Raw genomic sequence first — 16,291 nt, 5'->3', positions numbered from 1 at the left:
ATGCGCATCTCGGCCAGAGCGGACTACGCGATCAGGGTGCTGCTGGAGCTCGCCGCGGACACGACGCGGCCGATCACCTGCGAAGCCGTCGCGTCCACCCAGGACATCCCGGCCCGGTTCATCAAGGCGGTCATGCGGGACCTGCGCCAGGCCGGGCTGGTCCGCAGCCAGCGCGGCTGCGAGGGCGGCTACTGGCTGGCCCGGCCGGCCGGCGAGGTGACCGTGCGGGACGCCGTGGTCGCGGTCGACGGCGAGTTCCTCTCCGTCCGCGGCGAACCGCGGCCCGCGCTGGCCTACCACGGCACCGCCGCCGGCCTGACCCCGTTCTGGTCGGGGGTCGAAGCCGGCCTCGACGCGATCCTGAGCGCGACGACCCTCGCCGACCTGCTGACCGGCGCGGCCCCGGCCCGCGTCGTCTCCTGAAAGGACGTCCCATGAGCGACCTCTGGCACCAGCCGCTGCGCCACATCCGCGGCGCGGACCTGACCGGCGACACCAACCAGACGACCGGGATGAAGCGCCTGGAGGCGATCTCCGGCAAGACCGTCGGGTCGTCGAAGGTGTGGATGGGCGAGACGCACGTCGCGCCGGTGACCAACTCCGGCGACCACCACCACGGCGAGGCGGAGACGGCGATCTACGTCAAGTCCGGCCACCCGGTGTTCGTCTTCGCCGACGGCGACGAGGAAGTCCGCATCGAAACCGGGCCCGGCGACTACATCTTCGTGCCGCCGTACGTGCCGCACCGCGAAGAGAACCCGACCGACGAAGAGGCCGTGGTCATCATCGCCCGCAGCAGCCAGGAGGGCATCGTGGTCAACCTGCCGAGCCTGTGGTCCCCGGTCGACGTGCCCGAGGACTGACCCGTGGGGCTCGACGTCGTCGAATACACCGATCCCGCCTGCCCCTGGGCATGGGGATCGGAGCCGAAGTTCCGCCGGCTGCGGGCGGAACTCACCGGCGCCCGGTGGCGGCGGGTGTTCGGCATCCTCTTCGACGACGACGAGGACCCCGCGCCGGACCCGGCCGCCGAAGCCGCGTGGTACGCGAAGTTCATCGACGGCGTCACCGAGCACACCGGTGCCCCGAAGGCACCGCACCTGTCCTGGGTCGCGCGGACGAGCTGGCCGGCGTCGCTGGCGGCGAAAGCCGCCGAAGCGCAAGGGGAAACCGTCGCCGACCTCGTCCTGACGCGGCTGCGCGAGACGACGTTCGTGCTCGGCACCCCGGCCGACGACACCGAGCGGGTGCTCGCCGCCGTCGAGGACGTGCCCGGCCTCGACCTCGCGGCGTTGCACGCCGCCATGACGAGCGACGAGATCCGCCAGGCCGTGCGCGACGACTGGCGCGAAACGCGCAACCCGTGCCCGGAAGTCCTCGACATCACCGCGCCCGGACCGCACAGCGGCCGCGCGAAGCACCTCGAGCACCACGTCCGCTACGCCTTGCCGACGTTGACCTTCACGGGTCCGGGCGGCCGGTTCGTCGTGCCCGGCTGGCGGCCGCTGGGCGAGTACTTCGACGCCGCGCGCGCCGCGACGGTCCACAGTGGATCTCTTCCCGGTTCGTGGGAACACCGCCGCGCGCATTGACTCTCCCCTGCGGCCGGGGAAAATAGACACACGCCGGTGACCGATTAGCCCGGCGCCACAACCAGAATCTCCGCGGCCGACACCGCATTGGGGAGTTCCCGCATGCCCTCGAAACCCCGGCTCGCCCTGCTCGTGGCCGCCCTGCTCGGCCTCACCGCGCTCACGGCGTGCGGATCGTCCACTTCGGACGCGTCCGGCGAGGTCGTGCTGCGCGTCGGCGACCAGACCGGCGCCACGCAGTCCCGGCTGAAGGCCGCCGGGCTGCTCGACAACCTGCCCTACAAGATCGAGTGGTCGCAGTTCGCGGCCGCGGTCAACCTGCACGAAGCCCTGCGCGCGGACGCCATCGACATCGGCGGCGCCAACGACTCCCCGACCGTCACGGCGATCGCCGGCGGCTCGAAGATCAAGGTCGCCGCGGCCTGGAGCAACGGCGGCAAGGGCACCTACCTCCTGGTGCCGAAGGACAGCCCGGCCCGCACCGTCGCCGACCTCAAGGGCAAGCGGGTCTCCCCCACCACCCGCGGCAGTGTCGCGCACTTCCTGGTGATCGGCGCGCTGAAGCAGGCCGGGCTGTCGGACAAGGACGTCACGCTGAACTTCCTCGCTCCTTCGGAGGCGAACGGCGCGTTCTCGACCGGCAACATCGACGCCTGGGCCACCTGGAGCGTCTACGCCGCCCGCGCCCGCGGCGAACTCGGCGCGCGGGTGCTCTCGGACGGCGCCGGCATCAACTCCGGCCTCAACGTGCTCTCGGCCACCGACAAGGCGCTCGAAGACCCGCGCAAGCGCACCGCGATCCAGGACTTCGCGAGCCGCGTCGACAAGAGCTACGCCTGGTCGAAGGCCAACCCCGACGCGTTCGACAAGTGGTACGCCGGGTTCGCGCACCAGCCCCTCGAAATCGCCGCCCAGGTCCGTCCGGACGAGACGACCTACCGGCGCATCCCGGTGGACGCCGCGCTCGCCGCCCAGCTGCAGAAGACCTACGACACCTGGGTGCAGCAAGGGTTGTTCCCGGGCGGCAAGAAGCTGGCCGAGTACCTCGACTCCGGGCTCGACCCGCGATGATCCGCTTCCCGTACCGGGCCGTGTCCTGGCTGACCCCGGTCGCCCTGCTCGTCCTGTGGGAGCTCCTGGCGCAGACCGGGATCCTGCCGAAGCAGGTGCTGCCCGCCCCCAGCAGCGTGCTCGTCAAGGCGGGCGACCTGCTGGCCGACGGCGAACTGGTGACGAACCTGCTGGCCAGCCTTCAGCGCTCGGCCACCGGGTTCGCCATCGGGGCGAGCCTCGGCCTGGGGACCGGGCTGCTGGTCGGACTGTCCAAAGTGGCCGACGCGCTGCTGGACCGCAGCATCCAGATGGTCCGCGCGGTCCCGTTCCTGGCCATCCTGCCGCTGGTCATCGTCTGGTTCGGGATCGGCGAGGCGGGCAAGATCTTCCTGATCGCGCTCGGCACCGCCGTCCCGCTCTACCTGACCACCGTGCTCGGCATCCGGCAGATCGACCCGAAGCTGCTGGAAATGACCGACGTCGTCGGGCTCGGCCGGGCCGCGCGGATCCGCTGGGTCGTGCTGCCCGGCGCGCTCCCGTCGATCCTCGGCGGCCTGCGGCTCTCGCTCACCGCCGCCTGGCTCGCCCTGGTCATCGCCGAAACGCTCGGCGCCGACGCGGGACTCGGGTTCATGGCCACGAACGCCCGGGAATTCCTGCAGACCGATGTGATCGTGCTCGTCGTGCTCATCTACGCCGCGATCGGGATCCTCTGCGACCTCGTCACGCGCGTGCTCGAACGCCGGCTGCTGCGCTGGCACCCCACCTACGCCCGCCTGACCGCCTGAGGAACCGCCATGACACTCTCCCGCCGCACGTTCCTGACCGCGGCCGGCCTCACCGCGCTGGCCGCCCCGCTCGCCGCCTGCGCCACCGGTTCGGCCGGCGGCGCCACCCCGGGCAAGGTGCGCCTGACCTACAGCACCATCTCCGTCCCGAAGTCCCGTGGCGTGCTGGAGAAGACGCTGAAGGACCAGGGCATCGCCGTCGAGTGGGTGGGCCCGTTCCCCAACCACGCGCCTACGCTGCAGGCGGTCGTCGGCGGCACCGCCGACTTCAGCTTCGGCGGCAGCACCACCCCGGCCGACCAGGCGATCCTGTCCGGCGCCGACCTCGTCTACGTCGCCTGGGCGGCCTCGACCCCGCGGACGACGGCGATCGTCGCCGGCGCGCACACCGGCATCGAAAAGGTCACCGATCTCGCGGGGAAGACCGTCGCGGTCAACAAGGCCGGACTCGGCGAGTTCCTGCTCGTCGCCGCCTTGGAGAAGTACAACGTGCCGCGCGAATCGGTGAAGATCACCTACCTCAACCCGCCCGAGGCGTCCGCGGCCTTCGGCGCCGGGAAGATCGACGCGTGGGCCATCTGGCAGGGCTTCCGCGAGATCGCCGAGGTGCAGTACGGCGCCAAGCCCATCTTCGTCGACGGTGACGAACTGGACTTCCAGATCGACTTCACCAGCTTCCTCGTCCGCCGTGAGTACGCCGAGCAGAACGCCGACACCATCCGCAAGGTGATCGCCGCGTTCCAGGCCGACTACGAGTGGCAGAACCAGCACTACAAGGAAGCCCTCGACATCGGCAACGCCGTCTCCCACTACCCCCAGGCCGTGCTGGACAAGATGGCCGCCAAGAACGTCCAGACGAAGCTGGCGCTGATCAACGACGACGGGATCGCGCAGCTGCAGCGTGGCGCGGACTGGCTGACCCAGCGCAAGATCCTCAGCGGCCCGATCACCATCGCCGACCACGCGGTAAAGCTGTGAGCACGGCCGTGCGCGTGCGCGCGCTGACCAAGAGCTTCGGGCCGCGGACCGTCCTGAGTGGACTGGACCTCGACATCGCGCCCGGCGAGTTCGTCGCCCTCATCGGCGAAAGCGGCTGCGGCAAGACGACGTTGCTGCGGCTGCTGGCCGGACTCGACACCCCCGACGGCGGCGACCTCGAAGCCCCGCCCGAGCGGATGGTGGTGTTCCAGGAACACCGGCTGCTGCCGTGGCGGCGGGTGTGGCAGAACGTCGCCGTCGGCCTCCCCCGCGAGGCCGCCGCCCGGGCGCTGACCGAAGTCGGGCTGGCCGGCCACCTCGACGCCTGGCCGGTCACGCTCTCCGGCGGCGAGGCCCAGCGCGTCGCGCTCGCCAGGGCGCTGGTCCGCGAGCCGCGGCTGCTCCTGCTCGACGAGCCGTTCGCCGCGCTCGACGCGCTCACCCGGATCAAGATGCACGCACTGGTCCGGCAGCTCGTCGCCGCGCACCGCCCGGCCGTGCTGCTGGTCACCCACGACGTCGACGAGGCCATCCTCCTCGCCGACCGCGTGGTCGCGCTGCGGTCCGGCCGGCTCGCGGCCGAGCACCGCGTCGACTTCGGCGGCGAACGCAGCCGCCGCAACCCCGCGTTCGACGAGCTGCGCCACCGGCTGCTGGCCGAGCTGGGGGTCGCCGAACTGGCCGAGACCCGGTGAACGCCGACGTGCTCGTCATCGGCGGCGGCCTGGCCGCGACCTGGACCGCGCTGGCCGCAGCGCAGGCCGGCGGGGACGTCGTGCTGGTCGACAAGGGCTACTGCGGCACGAGCGGCGTCACGGCCACGGCCGGGGTCACGCACTGGTTCGTCGAACCGTCCCGGCACGAACAGGCGGTCGCCGAGCGGCACGCGCACGCGGGCGGGCTCGCCGATCCCGAGCAGGCGCTGCGGGTCCTGCGCACGACGTGGGAGCGGCTGCCCACGCTGGACCGGTACTACCCCTTCCCGGTCCGCGACGGGCGGCCGGACCGGACGAACAACGTGCGCGGGCCGGAGTACCTGCGCGCGATGCGCGGGCTCGTCCACCGCGCCGGCGTCCGCATCCTCGACCACCACCCGGCGCTGGAACTGCTGGTGCGCCCGGACGGTTCGGTGGGCGGCGCGGCCGGGGTCCGGCGGCAGGCGGGCGGGAACTGGCAGGTCCGCGCGGGCGCGGTCGTCCTGGCCACCGGCGGCACGGCGTTCCGCTCGCACCTGCTCGGCTCCCGCGGCAACACCGGCGACGGCCACCTGATGGCCGTCGAAGCCGGCGCGACGCTCGCCGGCATGGAGTTCTCGAACTACTACACCCTCGCGCCGGCGTTCTCCACGATGGCGCGGTCGATGACGTACCTGTTCGGCACCTACACCGACGCCGACGGGCGAGTCATCGAGCTGCCGTCCGGCCCGGACCGCAACCGCGTCCTCGGCGCGGCGATGCTGCGCGGCCCGGTGTTCACGACGCTCGACCGGGCGCCGGAGTGGGTGCGCCGCAAGATGCCGGTGGTGCAGCCGAACTTCCTGCTGCCGTTCACCCGCCGCGGCATCGACCCCTACACCCAGCCGTTCGAGGTCACGCTGCTCGGCGAAGGCACCATTCGCGGCGTCGGCGGGCTCGTCACCGGGCCGGACTGCGACACCGGCGTACCCGGCCTGTTCGCGGCGGGCGACGTCGCGAGCCGGGTGCCGGTCGTCGGCGCGATCTCGGGTGGCGGCTCGCCCAACTCCGCGTGGGCGGTCTCGTCCGGGACGTGGGCCGGGCGGGCCGCGGTCCGGTACGCCCGCACCACCACGGCGTCGCCGCTGCGGCCGATCGGGAAAGCCGGGATCCGGCCGGGCGGCCGGCCGTCCGCTGTGGACACCGCCGTCGTGGTCGACCTCGTCCGGGAGGAGCTGAACGCCTACGACAAGAACATGTTCCGCGACGAAGCCGGGCTCCGCCGCTCCTTGTCCACATTGGATTCCCTGTGGACGGACGTCGAGGCGGGCCTGACCGGCACCGGCCGCGACGCCGTGACCGCGCGCGAGACCGCGTCGCTGGTCGCCGTGGGCCGCTGGGTCAAGACCGCGGCACTGGGCCGGCGCGAAACCCTCGGCATGCACTGGCGCACGGACGGGCAGGAGGCCGCCGCGTGATCGAACTCGTGCTCGCCGACCGGTGCATCGCCTGCGACAAGTGCGTCCGGGTGTGCCCCAGCGACGTCTTCGACGCCGTCCCGGCCGCGCCGCCGGTCATCGCGCGGCAGAGCGACTGCCAGACCTGCTTCCTGTGCGAGCTGTACTGCCCGGTCGACGCGCTGTTCGTCGACCCCGACTGCCGCACCCCCGTCGACGTCGACGAAACCGCCGTCCGGGCTTCGGACTGGCCCGCGCAGTACCGGCGCGACTCCGGCTGGGGCCGGGCGCGCCGCACCCACGCCAACGAAAGCTGGCGGATGAGCGACATCTTCGCCGCCGCCCGCGCCCTGGGACAGGAGACCCCGTGACGCTCGAATTCATCGGTTACGCCGCCGGCCGCCAGGCCAGCGAGACCATCGCGCCCGAAGGCCCGGTCATCCAGCCCGGCTACCTGCGCGAAGTCGCCCGCACGCACGAGGAAGCCGGCTTCGACCGGGTGCTGATCGCCCAGTCCGCGAGCAGCCCGGACGGGTTCGTGCTCGCGGACCAGGTGCTGGCCGCCACCGAGCGGCTCGGCGTCCTGCTGGCCCACCGCCCGGGCTTCGTCGCACCGACCCAGCTGGCCCGCAAGTTCGCCACCCTCGACGCGTTCCACCCCGGCCGGATCGCGCTGCACGTGATCACCGGCGGCGACGACGCCGACCAGGCCCGCGACGGCGACTTCACCGACAAGCCGACCCGCTACCGGCGCACCGACGACTTCCTCTCGGTGGTGCGGCGGACCTGGGAGTCGGCCGAGCCGTTCGACCACGAAGGCGAGTTCTACCGGGTCCGCGGCGCGCTCTCGGACGTCCGCCCGGCCGCCGGGATCCCGGTCTACTTCGGTGGCGCGTCGGCCGACGCCATCCGGGTGGGCGCCAAGCACGCCGACGTCTACGCGTTCTGGGGCGAACCGTTGGCCGGGATCGCCGAGCGCATCGAGCAGGTGCGGGCCGCCGCCGGCCGGGACATCGCGTTCAGCGTCAGCCTGCGGCCGATCCCCGCCGCGACCGAAGCCGAGGCCTGGGACCGGGCCCGCGAGATCCTGCGGCTCACCCAGGACCGCGTCGGCGAGTTCAAGGGCCGCCGCGACTCCAGCGAAGCCGTCGGGTCGCGGCGGCTGCTGGCGGCGGCCGCGACCGGGGACGTCGTCGACGAGCGGCTGTGGACGGCGGTGGCGAAGACGACCGGCGCCGCCGGGAACTCGACCGCGCTGGTCGGCAGCTACGAGCAGGTCGCGGACTCGCTGCTCGACTACGTCCGGCTCGGCGTCGGCACCCTGCTGATCCGCGGGTTCTCGCCGCTCGCCGACGCCCGCGACTACGGCGCGCTCGTGCGCCTGGTCCGGGAAAAGGCCGACGCGGTTACCGTCGGGGCATGAAGCCGAGCACATCGCACTGGGGCGCCTTCTCCGCCGAAGTCGACGCCGAAGGCCGGCTGCGCGTCGAGCCGCACCCGGCCGACCCCTCACCCTCTCCCCTGCTGGGCAACCTCGCCGCCGCGCTCGACCACCCCACCCGGGTGGCCCGGCCCGCGGTCCGCCGCGGCTGGCTCGAGGACGGCCCGGGCCCGGACGTCCGGCGCGGCCGCGACGAGTTCGTCGAGCTGCCGTGGGACGAGGTGCTCGACCTGCTGGCCGCCGAGCTGGACCGCGTCCGGACCGAGCACGGCAACCAGGCGATCTTCGGCGGCTCGTACGGGTGGGCCAGCGCGGGGCGGTTCCACCACGCGCAGAGCCAGCTGCACCGGTTCCTCAACACCATCGGCGGCTTCACGGCGTCGCGCAACACCTACAGCAACGGGACGTCGTCGGTGCTGCTGCCGCACGTCGTCGGCGACGCGCACGCGGTGCTGCGCCAGGCGTCGACGTGGCCGACGATCGCCGCGCACACGGAGCTGCTGGTCGCGTTCGGCGGCGTGCCGGAGAAGAACGTCTTCGTCACGCCCGGCGGCGTCACCGTCCACGGCACCCCCGGCCACCTCGCGCGGTTCGGCGGCCGCGTCGCGCTCGTCAGCCCGTTGCGCGACGACCTCCCGTCCACAGTGGACGCCCGGTGGTACCCGATCCGGCCCGCGACCGACACCGCGCTGATGCTGGCGCTGGCCCACACCCTCGTCGCCGAAGACCGGCACGACAAGGACTTCCTCGAGCGCTACACCGTCGGCTTTCCGGAGTTCGAGCGCTCCCTGCGCGACAAGGACCCGGCCTGGGCCGCCGGGATCACCGGCATCCCGGCCGCGGACATCGTCGCACTGGCCAGGGAGATGGCGGCACACCGGACGTTGATCACCGTGACCTGGTCGCTGCAGCGCGCCGAACACGGCGAGCAGCCGGTGTGGGCGGGCATCGCGCTGGCCGCGCTGCTCGGCCAGATCGGCCTGCCCGGCGGCGGCTTCGGCCACGGCTACGGCTCGATGGGCGACGTCGGCGACACCGGTCCCGAGCTGCGGATCCCGGCCCTGCCCCAGGGCGTCAACCCGGTCGGCGAGTACATCCCGGTCGCGCGGATCGCGGACCTGCTGCTGCGCCCCGGCGAGACCTACGACTACAACGGCGAGACCCGGCGGTACCCGGACATCCGGCTCGTGCACTGGGCCGGCGGCAACCCGTTCCACCACCACCAGGACCTCAACCGCCTGCGCCGCGCCTTCGCGCGCCCGGACACCGTCGTCGTGCACGAGCCCCATTGGACGGCCACCGCGCGGCACGCCGACATCGTGCTGCCCGCGACGACCGCGCTGGAGCGCGAGGACATCGGTTCCGGCCGCCGCGACACGCACGTGATCGCCATGCACCGGATCGCCGAACCCGCCGGGGAAGCGCGTGACGACTACGCGATCTTCGCCGGGCTGGCGCATCGGCTCGGGGTGGCGGCGGAGTTCACCGAAGACCGCACCGCCCGGCAGTGGCTGGAGCACCTCTACGGCGGCTGGCGCGATTCCCCGTCGTTCGAGGAGTTCTGGGCCGCGGGCGAGCTGCGGCTCCCGCCCGGCCCCGAGCACCACACGCTGTTCGCGGACTTCCGCGCGGACCCGGCCGCCCACCCCCTGCGCACGCCGAGCGGCCGCATCGAGATCACGTCGGCGACCGTCGCGGGGTTCGGCTACCCGGACTGCCCCGGCCACCCCGTCTGGCTGCCGCCGAGCGAAACCGGGCCGCTGTGGCTGATCGCGAACCAGCCGCACACCCGGCTGCACAGCCAGCTCGACGCCGGCGCGACGAGCCTGGCCGGCAAGGTGGCGGGCCGCGAAGCGATCCGGCTCAACCCGGCCGACGCGGCGGCCCGCGGCATCGCGGCGGGCGACGTCGTCCGGGTGTTCAACGACCGCGGCGCCTGCCTGGCGGGCGCGGTCCTGGACGACGCGCTGCGGCCCGGCGTCGTCCAGCTCCCGACCGGCGCCTGGTTCGACCCGGTCGAGGACCACCCCTCCGGACCGCTGTGCGCGCACGGAAATCCGAACGTCCTCACCGCGGACATCCCGTCGTCGCGGCTGTCGCAGGGGTGCGCGGGCCAGCACGCCGCCGTCGACGTGGAGCGCTTCGACGGCCCGGTACCGGAAGTACGCGCGCTGCGTCCACCGATCGTGAAAGGACACCGATGACCGCCTTGCAGCCCGTGACTTCGGAAAGCCGGTTGCGCGAAGCGTTCGGCTCCTTCCCGTCCGGCGTCACCGCCGTGTGCGCGCTGATCGACGGCGTCCCGCACGGCATGGCCGCCAGCTCGTTCACGTCGGTTTCGCTGGCCCCGCCGCTGGTCTCGCTGTGCATCCAGCGCACGTCGTCGACGTGGCCCCGGCTGCGCGACCGGCGCCTCGGCCTGAGCGTCCTGGCCGAGGGCCACGACGACGCCTGCCGCCGCCTGTCCGCCCGGCAGGGCGACCGGTTCGACGGCGTCTCCTGGCAGGCGGGCGCGGCAGGGAGCGTGTTCATCACCGGGTCGAGCGCGTGGCTGGAGTGTTCGCTGGCGGAGGAGGTCCCCGCGGGCGACCACCTGATCGCGTTGCTGCGCGTCCACGGCCTGCACACGGCGGAGACCCCACCCCTGGTGTTCCACGGCAGCCGCTTCCGCCGCCTCGCTGCGTGACGCGCTTGCCTGTAGCACGGTGCTCACGTCCTACTGAGCCGGCGCAGCACGGCGCTCACGAGGGCGCCGCTCATCGCGGTCGCCGGGCCGCCGCCGCCAGCCGGCCGCGGCCGCTGTTGTCCGGGATTTGAGAATCACGTGTGATCGGGTTGAGCCGGCCGGCGCACGATCCGCTTGACGACGACGTCTCGAGGAGGCCGGACGCATGAAGCTCGCTCTCTACCTGCCCAACTTCCGCGACGAGGTGACGCTCGAGGAGCTCGAGGACCTCACCGCGCTGGCCGAGGACCTCGACTTCGACTCCGTCTGGACGCTCGACCGGATCGTCGTCCCGGAGAGCTCCGACCGCGCCGAGATGCAGTACCCGTTCGGCATGATGACCGACCTGCCCAACGCCCTGCCGGTCGTCTCTCGCGGCAAGTGGTTCCAGGGCATGACGCTCATCCCGTGGCTGGCGGCGAAGACCACGAAGGTGCGCATCGGGATGAGCATCATCGACACGCCGTACCGCTCCCCCGGCGTGCTCGCCGCCGAGCTCGCCACCCAGGACCACCTGTCGGGCGGCCGGCTCAACGTCGGCGTCGGCTCCGGCTGGATGCCCGAGGAGTTCGCCGCCGCCAGCGTCCCGCACCTGTTCGCGCGCCGGCACGGTCACGTGCGCGAGACGATCGAGATCATGCAGGGCATCTGGTCCCACGAGCTGTTCGAGTACCACGGCGAGTTCGCGGACTTCGAGCTGTCGGGCTTCGGCCACAAGCCGATCCAGCAGCCGCCGCCGATCTTCTTCTCCGGGCTGAAGGACCCGAAGCGCTCGGCCAAGCGCATCGCGAAGTACGGCCTGCAGGGCTGGATCGGCATCCAGGACACGCCCGAGGACATCAAGCGCTGGAAGGGCGAGATGGAGCGCGAGCTGGGCGAGCTCGGCCGCGGCTTCCCGGACGGCTTCGAGATGTGCAGCATGATCTGGTTCGTCATCACCGACGAGCCGATGGACCAGACCCCGGCGGGCAAGGGCACGAACCTCCTGGCCGGCAGCGCCCAGCAGATCGAGGACATCCTCAAGCGGTACCAGGACGCCGGCCTGACGATGCCGCTGCTGTGGCCGCCGTTCCGCGACGTCCCGACGGCGAAGACCCTCGACGACCTGAGGCGGCTGACCGAGGAGATCATGCCGAAGGTCGAGGCCGCCTGACGCCGTCCCCCGCGGCGCTGCTCTGGCCGCCGCGCCGCAGGTGAGGCACCATGGGTGCGGGCCGCGGCGTGGCGGCCGGACGGCGGCGAAGGAGTCCGCGATGGATGCGACGCTGCCCGGCAGCCGGCAGGTTCTCGTCGTCGACGACGACCCCCGGGTGCGGACCGTCGTCACCTGGCAGCTGGAAGCCGAGGGGTTCCGGGTCACCGAAGCGGCCGACGGCAGGCGGGCGCTCGAGGCCATCGAGCGCGACCGGCTGGACCTCGTCATCCTCGACCTCGCGCTGCCCGGCGTCGGCGGCCTCGACGTCCTGCGGCGGCTGCGCGGCGGCGAGCACGCCGGGCTGCCCGTGATCGTGCTGTCGGGCCGCAGCGGCGAGACCGACCGGATCGTCGGGCTCGACCTGGGCGCCGACGACTACCTCGTGAAGCCCTTCTCCCCCGGCGAGCTGGCCGCGCGCGTGCGTTCGGTGCTGCGGCGGGCCGCGCCCGTCCCGCCGGTGCCCGCGGCCGGGCTGCGGATCGACCAGGGCGCGCGCGAGGTGTTCCTCGACGGCCGCGAGCTGACCATGACCGCGAAGGAGTTCGACCTGCTCACCTTCCTGTCCGCGCATCCCCGGCAGGTGTTCACCCGCGCCCAGCTGCTCGAACGCGTCTGGGCGAGCGCCGCCGAGTGGCAGGGCGAAGCGACGGTCACCGAGCACGTCCACCGCCTGCGCCAGAAGATCGGGCCGGAGCGGGTGCGGACCGTCCGCGGGGTCGGCTACCGGTTCGAGCCGTGACCCGCACCCGCGAAGCCGCCACCGACACCGAAGCGCTGCTCCAGGCGCAGTCCGGGGTGCTCGAACGCATCGCGGGCGGCGTCCCGCTGCCCGACGTGCTGACCGAGGTCGCGACCACCCTCGAACGGCTCATGCCGGGCTGCCACTGCTCGATCCTCCTGCTCGACCGCGAATCGTCGACGCTCCGCCACGGCGCCGCGCCCTCGCTGCCCGCCACCTACTCCTCCCGCATCGACGGGCTCGCCATCGGCCGCGACGAAGGGTCCTGCGGTGCGGCCGCCTACTTGGGGACGCCGGTCGTCGCCGAAGACGTCACCACCGACCCGCGCTGGATCCGCTACCGCGACCTCGCGGGCGCGCACGGCCTGCGGGCCTGCTGGTCGACGCCGATCCGCGGCCGGGCCGGGGTGGTCGGCACCTTCGCCGTCTACCACGAGCGGACGCACCAGCCGACGTCCCGCGAACGGGACCTGGTCGACCGGCTCACCCACCTGGCGTCGGTGGCCATCGACCACCACGCGCTCTTCGGCGCGCTCGCCGACAGCGAGGAGCGGTTCCGGCGGGCGTTCGACGACAACGCGATCGGCATGGCGATCACCGCCGCCGACGGGGCCGTGACCAGGACGAACGAGGCCCTGCGCGACCTGCTCGGGCGGTCCGAGCACGAGCTGACCGGGATCCGGCTGGCCGAGCTGTTCACCCCGGTGACGGCGCCGGATGCGCCCTACGAGGCCACGCTGCGCCACCCCGACGGCCGGACGCTCGACGTCGTCGTCTCGGTGTCGCCGGTGGCCGGGCCGGACGGCGTGCCGGTCCGGCTGATCGCCAACGTCCTGGACGTCACCCAGCGGCGCGCGGCCGAGCGCGAACGCCAGGCCCGGCACGAGGCCGACGTCGCCCGCCGGGCCGCCGAGCGGGCCAGCCGCGCCAAGACCGACTTCGTCGCCGCCCTCGGCCACGAGCTCCGCACGCCGCTGCAGGCCGTCACCGGGTTCACCGAGCTGCTCGGGTCGCTCGACCTGCCGCCGGAACGCCGCCAGGCGGCGCTCGAACACATCACCGGCGCGGCCGGGCACATCCTCGCCATGGTGGACGACGTCCTCGACGTGGCCCGGATCGAGGCCAGGGCGCTGCCGCTGCACCCGGTGGACATCGACGTGCCCGCCGTGGTCGCGGAGGTGCTCAGCCTGCTGGAGCCGCTCGCCGACGCGGAAGGCGTGCACCTGCGCGACGAGAGCGGCCCGGCCGCGCTGCACGGCGACGAGCGGCGGCTCAAGCAGATCCTGCTCAACCTCGCGGGCAACGCCGTCCGCTACAACCGGACGGGCGGAACCGTCGTGCTCACCACCCGCACCGAGCCGGCCGCAGTGGTCATCACCGTCGCGGACAGCGGCCGCGGCATCGCCCCGGAGCACCTCGACCGGCTGTTCACCCCGTTCGACCGCCTCGGCGCCGACTCCGGTGAGGGCGTCGGCCTCGGCCTCCCGCTGGCCAAGGGCCTCGCCGAGGCGATGGGCGGTGGGCTCGCGGTGGAAAGCACGCCCGGCCGGGGCACGACCGTCGCGGTCACCCTGCCGCGCTGATTCTCCCGGTTCGGCCGCGCCGGAGCGGGGAACCCGGACGTACGCCGACCACGGAGGTACTCATGCGCGTCCTGGCACTCGTCTGCACCCTCAAGCCCTCACCGGCGAAGTCGAGCAGCGACTTGATCACTTCGCAGCTGCTCGAGCTGTTCGCGAAGGAGGGCGTCGACGGCGAAACCGTGCGCGTCGTGGACCACGACGTCCGGCCCGGCGTCGAAGCCGACATGGGCGACGGCGACGCGTGGCCCTCGATCCGCGCCAAGCTCCAGGCGGCCGACATCCTCCTCGTGGCCACGCCGACGTGGGTCGGGCACATGTCGAGCGTCGCCCAGCGCGTCCTGGAACGCCTCGACGCCGAACTGTCCGAAACGGACGACGAAGGCCGCCCGGCGATGTTCGGCAAGGTCGCGGTCGCCGCGGCGGTCGGCAACGAGGACGGCGCCCACAAGATCATCGCCGATCTCTTCCAGGCCCTCAACGACACGGGCTTCACGATCCCGGCCCAGGGCGGCACCTACTGGAACGGCGAAGCCATGCAGGGCGGCGACTACAACGACCTCGACGAAACGCCCGAAGCCGTCGCGTCCACGAACGCCACGCTGGTGCGCAACGCCGTCCACCTGGCCCGGCTGCTCGAGAAGTCCCAGTACCCGGCCGCTTGAACCGCGCGGGTTCTGGGTAAGAGCACCATTACCCGCGGTTCAGCCAGCAGCCGTGACGCTCTTCGCGTCGGCTCGGCTCCGCGGAGCCGCCGTCCACACCGGAGGTGGCAGGACCATGCGCAGTGCAGACCCGGTAGCCCGGTTCCACCGGCGCACCACGACCGTCACGGTCACCGCGACCGGCGAGTCCACCGTGCTGGCCGCCGTCGGCGACCTCGACCAGGACGTCGCCGAGCGCCTGTTCGCGCGCCTGAACGCCGAGCTGCTCAAGCGCCCGAGAGCCCTGCTCATCGACCTGACGCGGGTCGGCTTCTGCTCCGCCGCCGCCCTGCGGATCCTGCTGCTGATCACGGCCGAAGCCCACGCCGCGGGCATCCCGTGCGTCATCGCCAGCGACCAGCACTCCGTGCGGCGGCCGATCACGGCCCTGCACCTCGAACACCAGCTGCCGGTGTACCCGACCCTGGCCGACGCCCGCGAACGGCTGGCCCTGTGCGCGGCGTCGGCGAGCCGGCGGGCGGCGGCCGCGCCGTGAGCTACGGCCAGCTGTGGAACCCCCGACCCGTCTTGCGGCCCAGCTCCCCCGCCGCCACCTTGTCCCGCAGCAGCTTCGGCGGAGCGAACCGGTCGCCCAGCGTCTTGTGCAGGTACTCCGCGATCGCCAGCCGGACGTCCAGGCCGACCAGGTCGGTGGAGCGCAGCGGGCCCATCGGGTGGCGGTAGCCCAGCTCCATCGCGTTGTCGATCGCTTCCGCGTCGGCGACGCCCTCCTCCAGCATCCGGATCGCTTCCAGGCCGAGCAGCACGCCGAGGCGGCTGGTGGCGAAGCCCGGTGAGTCGCGCACGACCACGTCGGTCTTGCCCAGGTCGCGGACCCACTCGCGAACGCGGTGCACGACCCCGTCCGCGGTGGCGGGCGCGTGGACCACTTCGACCAGCTTCGACGCCGGGACCGGGTTGAAGAAGTGCATGCCGACGAACCGGGCGGGGACGCGCAACGCCGCGCCCAGCTCGGCGATCGAGAGCGAACTCGTGTTGCTCGCCAGCACCGTGTGGTCGCCGACCACGGCTTCGGCCTTGGTCAGGACGTCGATCTTCAGGTCCGCGCGCTCCGGCACGGCTTCGACGACCAGGTCGGCGTCCGCGGGCAGGCCGCCGACGCCGTCGACGACGGTCAGCCGCGCGAGCACCTCGGCCGGGCCGTCCGTGAGCTTCCCGCGGTCGCCGGCCTTCGCCAGCCCGTCTGCCAGCCGCGCGCGAGCGGCTTCGGCGGCCTCCGCGCCGCTTTCGACCACCGAGACGCGGGCGCCCCGGGTGGCGAAGACCTGGGCGATCCCGGCGCCCATCCGGCCGCCGCCGAGCACGCCGACCGCGCCGGGGGTGTGCTGGTTCACGGCGTCCTCC

Annotated in this window: 18 protein-coding genes; 17 read left to right on the top strand and 1 reads right to left on the bottom strand. The window is 73.0% G+C overall.

The window, feature by feature from the left end; translation table 11 throughout:
• From EIY87_RS35365 to EIY87_RS35280, 17 genes are all read left to right on the top strand, one after another.
• Complete coding sequence (locus EIY87_RS35365; protein ID WP_191984382.1) at positions 1 to 423, top strand: RrF2 family transcriptional regulator; 423 nt, start codon at positions 1 to 3, stop codon at positions 421 to 423.
• 11 nt (positions 424 to 434) lie between these two features.
• The gene (locus EIY87_RS35360; protein WP_125314235.1) at positions 435 to 863 is read left to right on the top strand and encodes a cupin domain-containing protein; all 429 of its coding nucleotides are present in this window, start codon (positions 435 to 437) and stop codon (positions 861 to 863) included.
• Between the two features lie 3 nt (positions 864 to 866).
• Entirely contained in the window at positions 867 to 1,592 is a 726-nt protein-coding gene (locus EIY87_RS35355; protein WP_125314234.1) for a DsbA family protein, read from the top strand.
• A 102-nt stretch (positions 1,593 to 1,694) separates the two neighbouring features.
• A complete protein-coding gene (locus EIY87_RS35350; RefSeq protein WP_125314233.1) occupies positions 1,695 to 2,663 on the top strand; it encodes an ABC transporter substrate-binding protein in 969 nt (322 codons plus the stop codon).
• The gene (locus EIY87_RS35345; RefSeq protein ID WP_125314232.1) at positions 2,660 to 3,433 is read left to right on the top strand and encodes an ABC transporter permease subunit; all 774 of its coding nucleotides are present in this window, start codon (positions 2,660 to 2,662) and stop codon (positions 3,431 to 3,433) included. The genes EIY87_RS35350 and EIY87_RS35345 overlap by 4 nt, the downstream gene beginning before the upstream one ends.
• A 9-nt stretch (positions 3,434 to 3,442) precedes the next feature.
• Complete coding sequence (locus EIY87_RS35340; RefSeq protein WP_125314231.1) at positions 3,443 to 4,411, top strand: aliphatic sulfonate ABC transporter substrate-binding protein; 969 nt, start codon at positions 3,443 to 3,445, stop codon at positions 4,409 to 4,411.
• Positions 4,408 to 5,106 (top strand): ABC transporter ATP-binding protein, encoded by a 699-nt coding sequence (locus EIY87_RS35335; RefSeq protein WP_125314230.1) that lies wholly within the window; start codon positions 4,408 to 4,410, stop codon positions 5,104 to 5,106. Before EIY87_RS35340 ends, EIY87_RS35335 begins: the two co-directional genes overlap by 4 nt.
• Positions 5,103 to 6,563 (top strand): FAD-dependent oxidoreductase, encoded by a 1,461-nt coding sequence (locus tag EIY87_RS35330; protein ID WP_125314229.1) that lies wholly within the window; start codon positions 5,103 to 5,105, stop codon positions 6,561 to 6,563. Before EIY87_RS35335 ends, EIY87_RS35330 begins: the two co-directional genes overlap by 4 nt.
• On the top strand, positions 6,560 to 6,913 hold the full coding sequence (locus EIY87_RS35325; RefSeq protein WP_125314228.1) for a 4Fe-4S dicluster domain-containing protein: 354 nt from the start codon (positions 6,560 to 6,562) through the stop codon (positions 6,911 to 6,913). The genes EIY87_RS35330 and EIY87_RS35325 overlap by 4 nt, the downstream gene beginning before the upstream one ends.
• The gene (locus tag EIY87_RS35320; RefSeq protein WP_125314227.1) at positions 6,910 to 7,965 is read left to right on the top strand and encodes an LLM class flavin-dependent oxidoreductase; all 1,056 of its coding nucleotides are present in this window, start codon (positions 6,910 to 6,912) and stop codon (positions 7,963 to 7,965) included. The genes EIY87_RS35325 and EIY87_RS35320 overlap by 4 nt, the downstream gene beginning before the upstream one ends.
• Entirely contained in the window at positions 7,962 to 10,187 is a 2,226-nt protein-coding gene (locus EIY87_RS35315; RefSeq protein ID WP_125314226.1) for a molybdopterin-dependent oxidoreductase, read from the top strand. The genes EIY87_RS35320 and EIY87_RS35315 overlap by 4 nt, the downstream gene beginning before the upstream one ends.
• The gene (locus EIY87_RS35310; protein WP_125314225.1) at positions 10,184 to 10,669 is read left to right on the top strand and encodes a flavin reductase family protein; all 486 of its coding nucleotides are present in this window, start codon (positions 10,184 to 10,186) and stop codon (positions 10,667 to 10,669) included. The genes EIY87_RS35315 and EIY87_RS35310 overlap by 4 nt, the downstream gene beginning before the upstream one ends.
• Positions 10,670 to 10,874: 205 nt before the next feature.
• Positions 10,875 to 11,861, top strand: coding sequence for an LLM class flavin-dependent oxidoreductase (locus tag EIY87_RS35305; protein ID WP_125314224.1), 987 nt, complete (start codon positions 10,875 to 10,877; stop codon positions 11,859 to 11,861).
• A 100-nt stretch (positions 11,862 to 11,961) separates the two neighbouring features.
• Positions 11,962 to 12,642: a response regulator transcription factor gene (locus tag EIY87_RS35295; RefSeq protein WP_125314223.1), complete on the top strand. Its 681-nt coding sequence runs from the start codon at positions 11,962 to 11,964 to the stop codon at positions 12,640 to 12,642.
• Complete coding sequence (locus tag EIY87_RS35290) at positions 12,639 to 14,225, top strand: GAF domain-containing sensor histidine kinase (RefSeq protein ID WP_125314222.1); 1,587 nt, start codon at positions 12,639 to 12,641, stop codon at positions 14,223 to 14,225. Before EIY87_RS35295 ends, EIY87_RS35290 begins: the two co-directional genes overlap by 4 nt.
• A 62-nt stretch (positions 14,226 to 14,287) precedes the next feature.
• Complete coding sequence (locus tag EIY87_RS35285; RefSeq protein WP_125314221.1) at positions 14,288 to 14,887, top strand: flavodoxin family protein; 600 nt, start codon at positions 14,288 to 14,290, stop codon at positions 14,885 to 14,887.
• Between the two features lie 115 nt (positions 14,888 to 15,002).
• Entirely contained in the window at positions 15,003 to 15,422 is a 420-nt protein-coding gene (locus tag EIY87_RS35280; protein ID WP_125314220.1) for an STAS domain-containing protein, read from the top strand.
• A 1-nt stretch (position 15,423) separates the two neighbouring features.
• Here the strand turns inward: EIY87_RS35280 and EIY87_RS35275 are convergent, their stop codons facing one another.
• A complete protein-coding gene (locus EIY87_RS35275; RefSeq protein ID WP_225440231.1) occupies positions 15,424 to 16,281 on the bottom strand; it encodes a 3-hydroxyacyl-CoA dehydrogenase family protein in 858 nt (285 codons plus the stop codon).
• Positions 16,282 to 16,291 lie beyond the last annotated feature (10 nt).

The sequence above is a fragment of the Amycolatopsis eburnea genome, from assembly GCF_003937945.1.
GTDB classification, from domain to species: domain Bacteria; phylum Actinomycetota; class Actinomycetes; order Mycobacteriales; family Pseudonocardiaceae; genus Amycolatopsis; species Amycolatopsis eburnea.
This window is presented reverse-complemented; position numbering and strand designations above follow the sequence as displayed.

Coding starts and splice junctions, on each gene's coding strand:
- EIY87_RS35350 (WP_125314233.1), top strand. CDS start 1,695: ATGCCCTCGAAACCCCGGCTCGCCCTGCTCGTGGCCGCCCTGCTCGGC.
- EIY87_RS35310 (WP_125314225.1), top strand. CDS start 10,184: ATGACCGCCTTGCAGCCCGTGACTTCGGAAAGCCGGTTGCGCGAAGCG.
- EIY87_RS35360 (WP_125314235.1), top strand. CDS start 435: ATGAGCGACCTCTGGCACCAGCCGCTGCGCCACATCCGCGGCGCGGAC.
- EIY87_RS35345 (WP_125314232.1), top strand. CDS start 2,660: ATGATCCGCTTCCCGTACCGGGCCGTGTCCTGGCTGACCCCGGTCGCC.
- EIY87_RS35365 (WP_191984382.1), top strand. CDS start 1: ATGCGCATCTCGGCCAGAGCGGACTACGCGATCAGGGTGCTGCTGGAG.
- EIY87_RS35295 (WP_125314223.1), top strand. CDS start 11,962: ATGGATGCGACGCTGCCCGGCAGCCGGCAGGTTCTCGTCGTCGACGAC.
- EIY87_RS35280 (WP_125314220.1), top strand. CDS start 15,003: ATGCGCAGTGCAGACCCGGTAGCCCGGTTCCACCGGCGCACCACGACC.
- EIY87_RS35305 (WP_125314224.1), top strand. CDS start 10,875: ATGAAGCTCGCTCTCTACCTGCCCAACTTCCGCGACGAGGTGACGCTC.
- EIY87_RS35285 (WP_125314221.1), top strand. CDS start 14,288: ATGCGCGTCCTGGCACTCGTCTGCACCCTCAAGCCCTCACCGGCGAAG.
- EIY87_RS35315 (WP_125314226.1), top strand. CDS start 7,962: ATGAAGCCGAGCACATCGCACTGGGGCGCCTTCTCCGCCGAAGTCGAC.
- EIY87_RS35340 (WP_125314231.1), top strand. CDS start 3,443: ATGACACTCTCCCGCCGCACGTTCCTGACCGCGGCCGGCCTCACCGCG.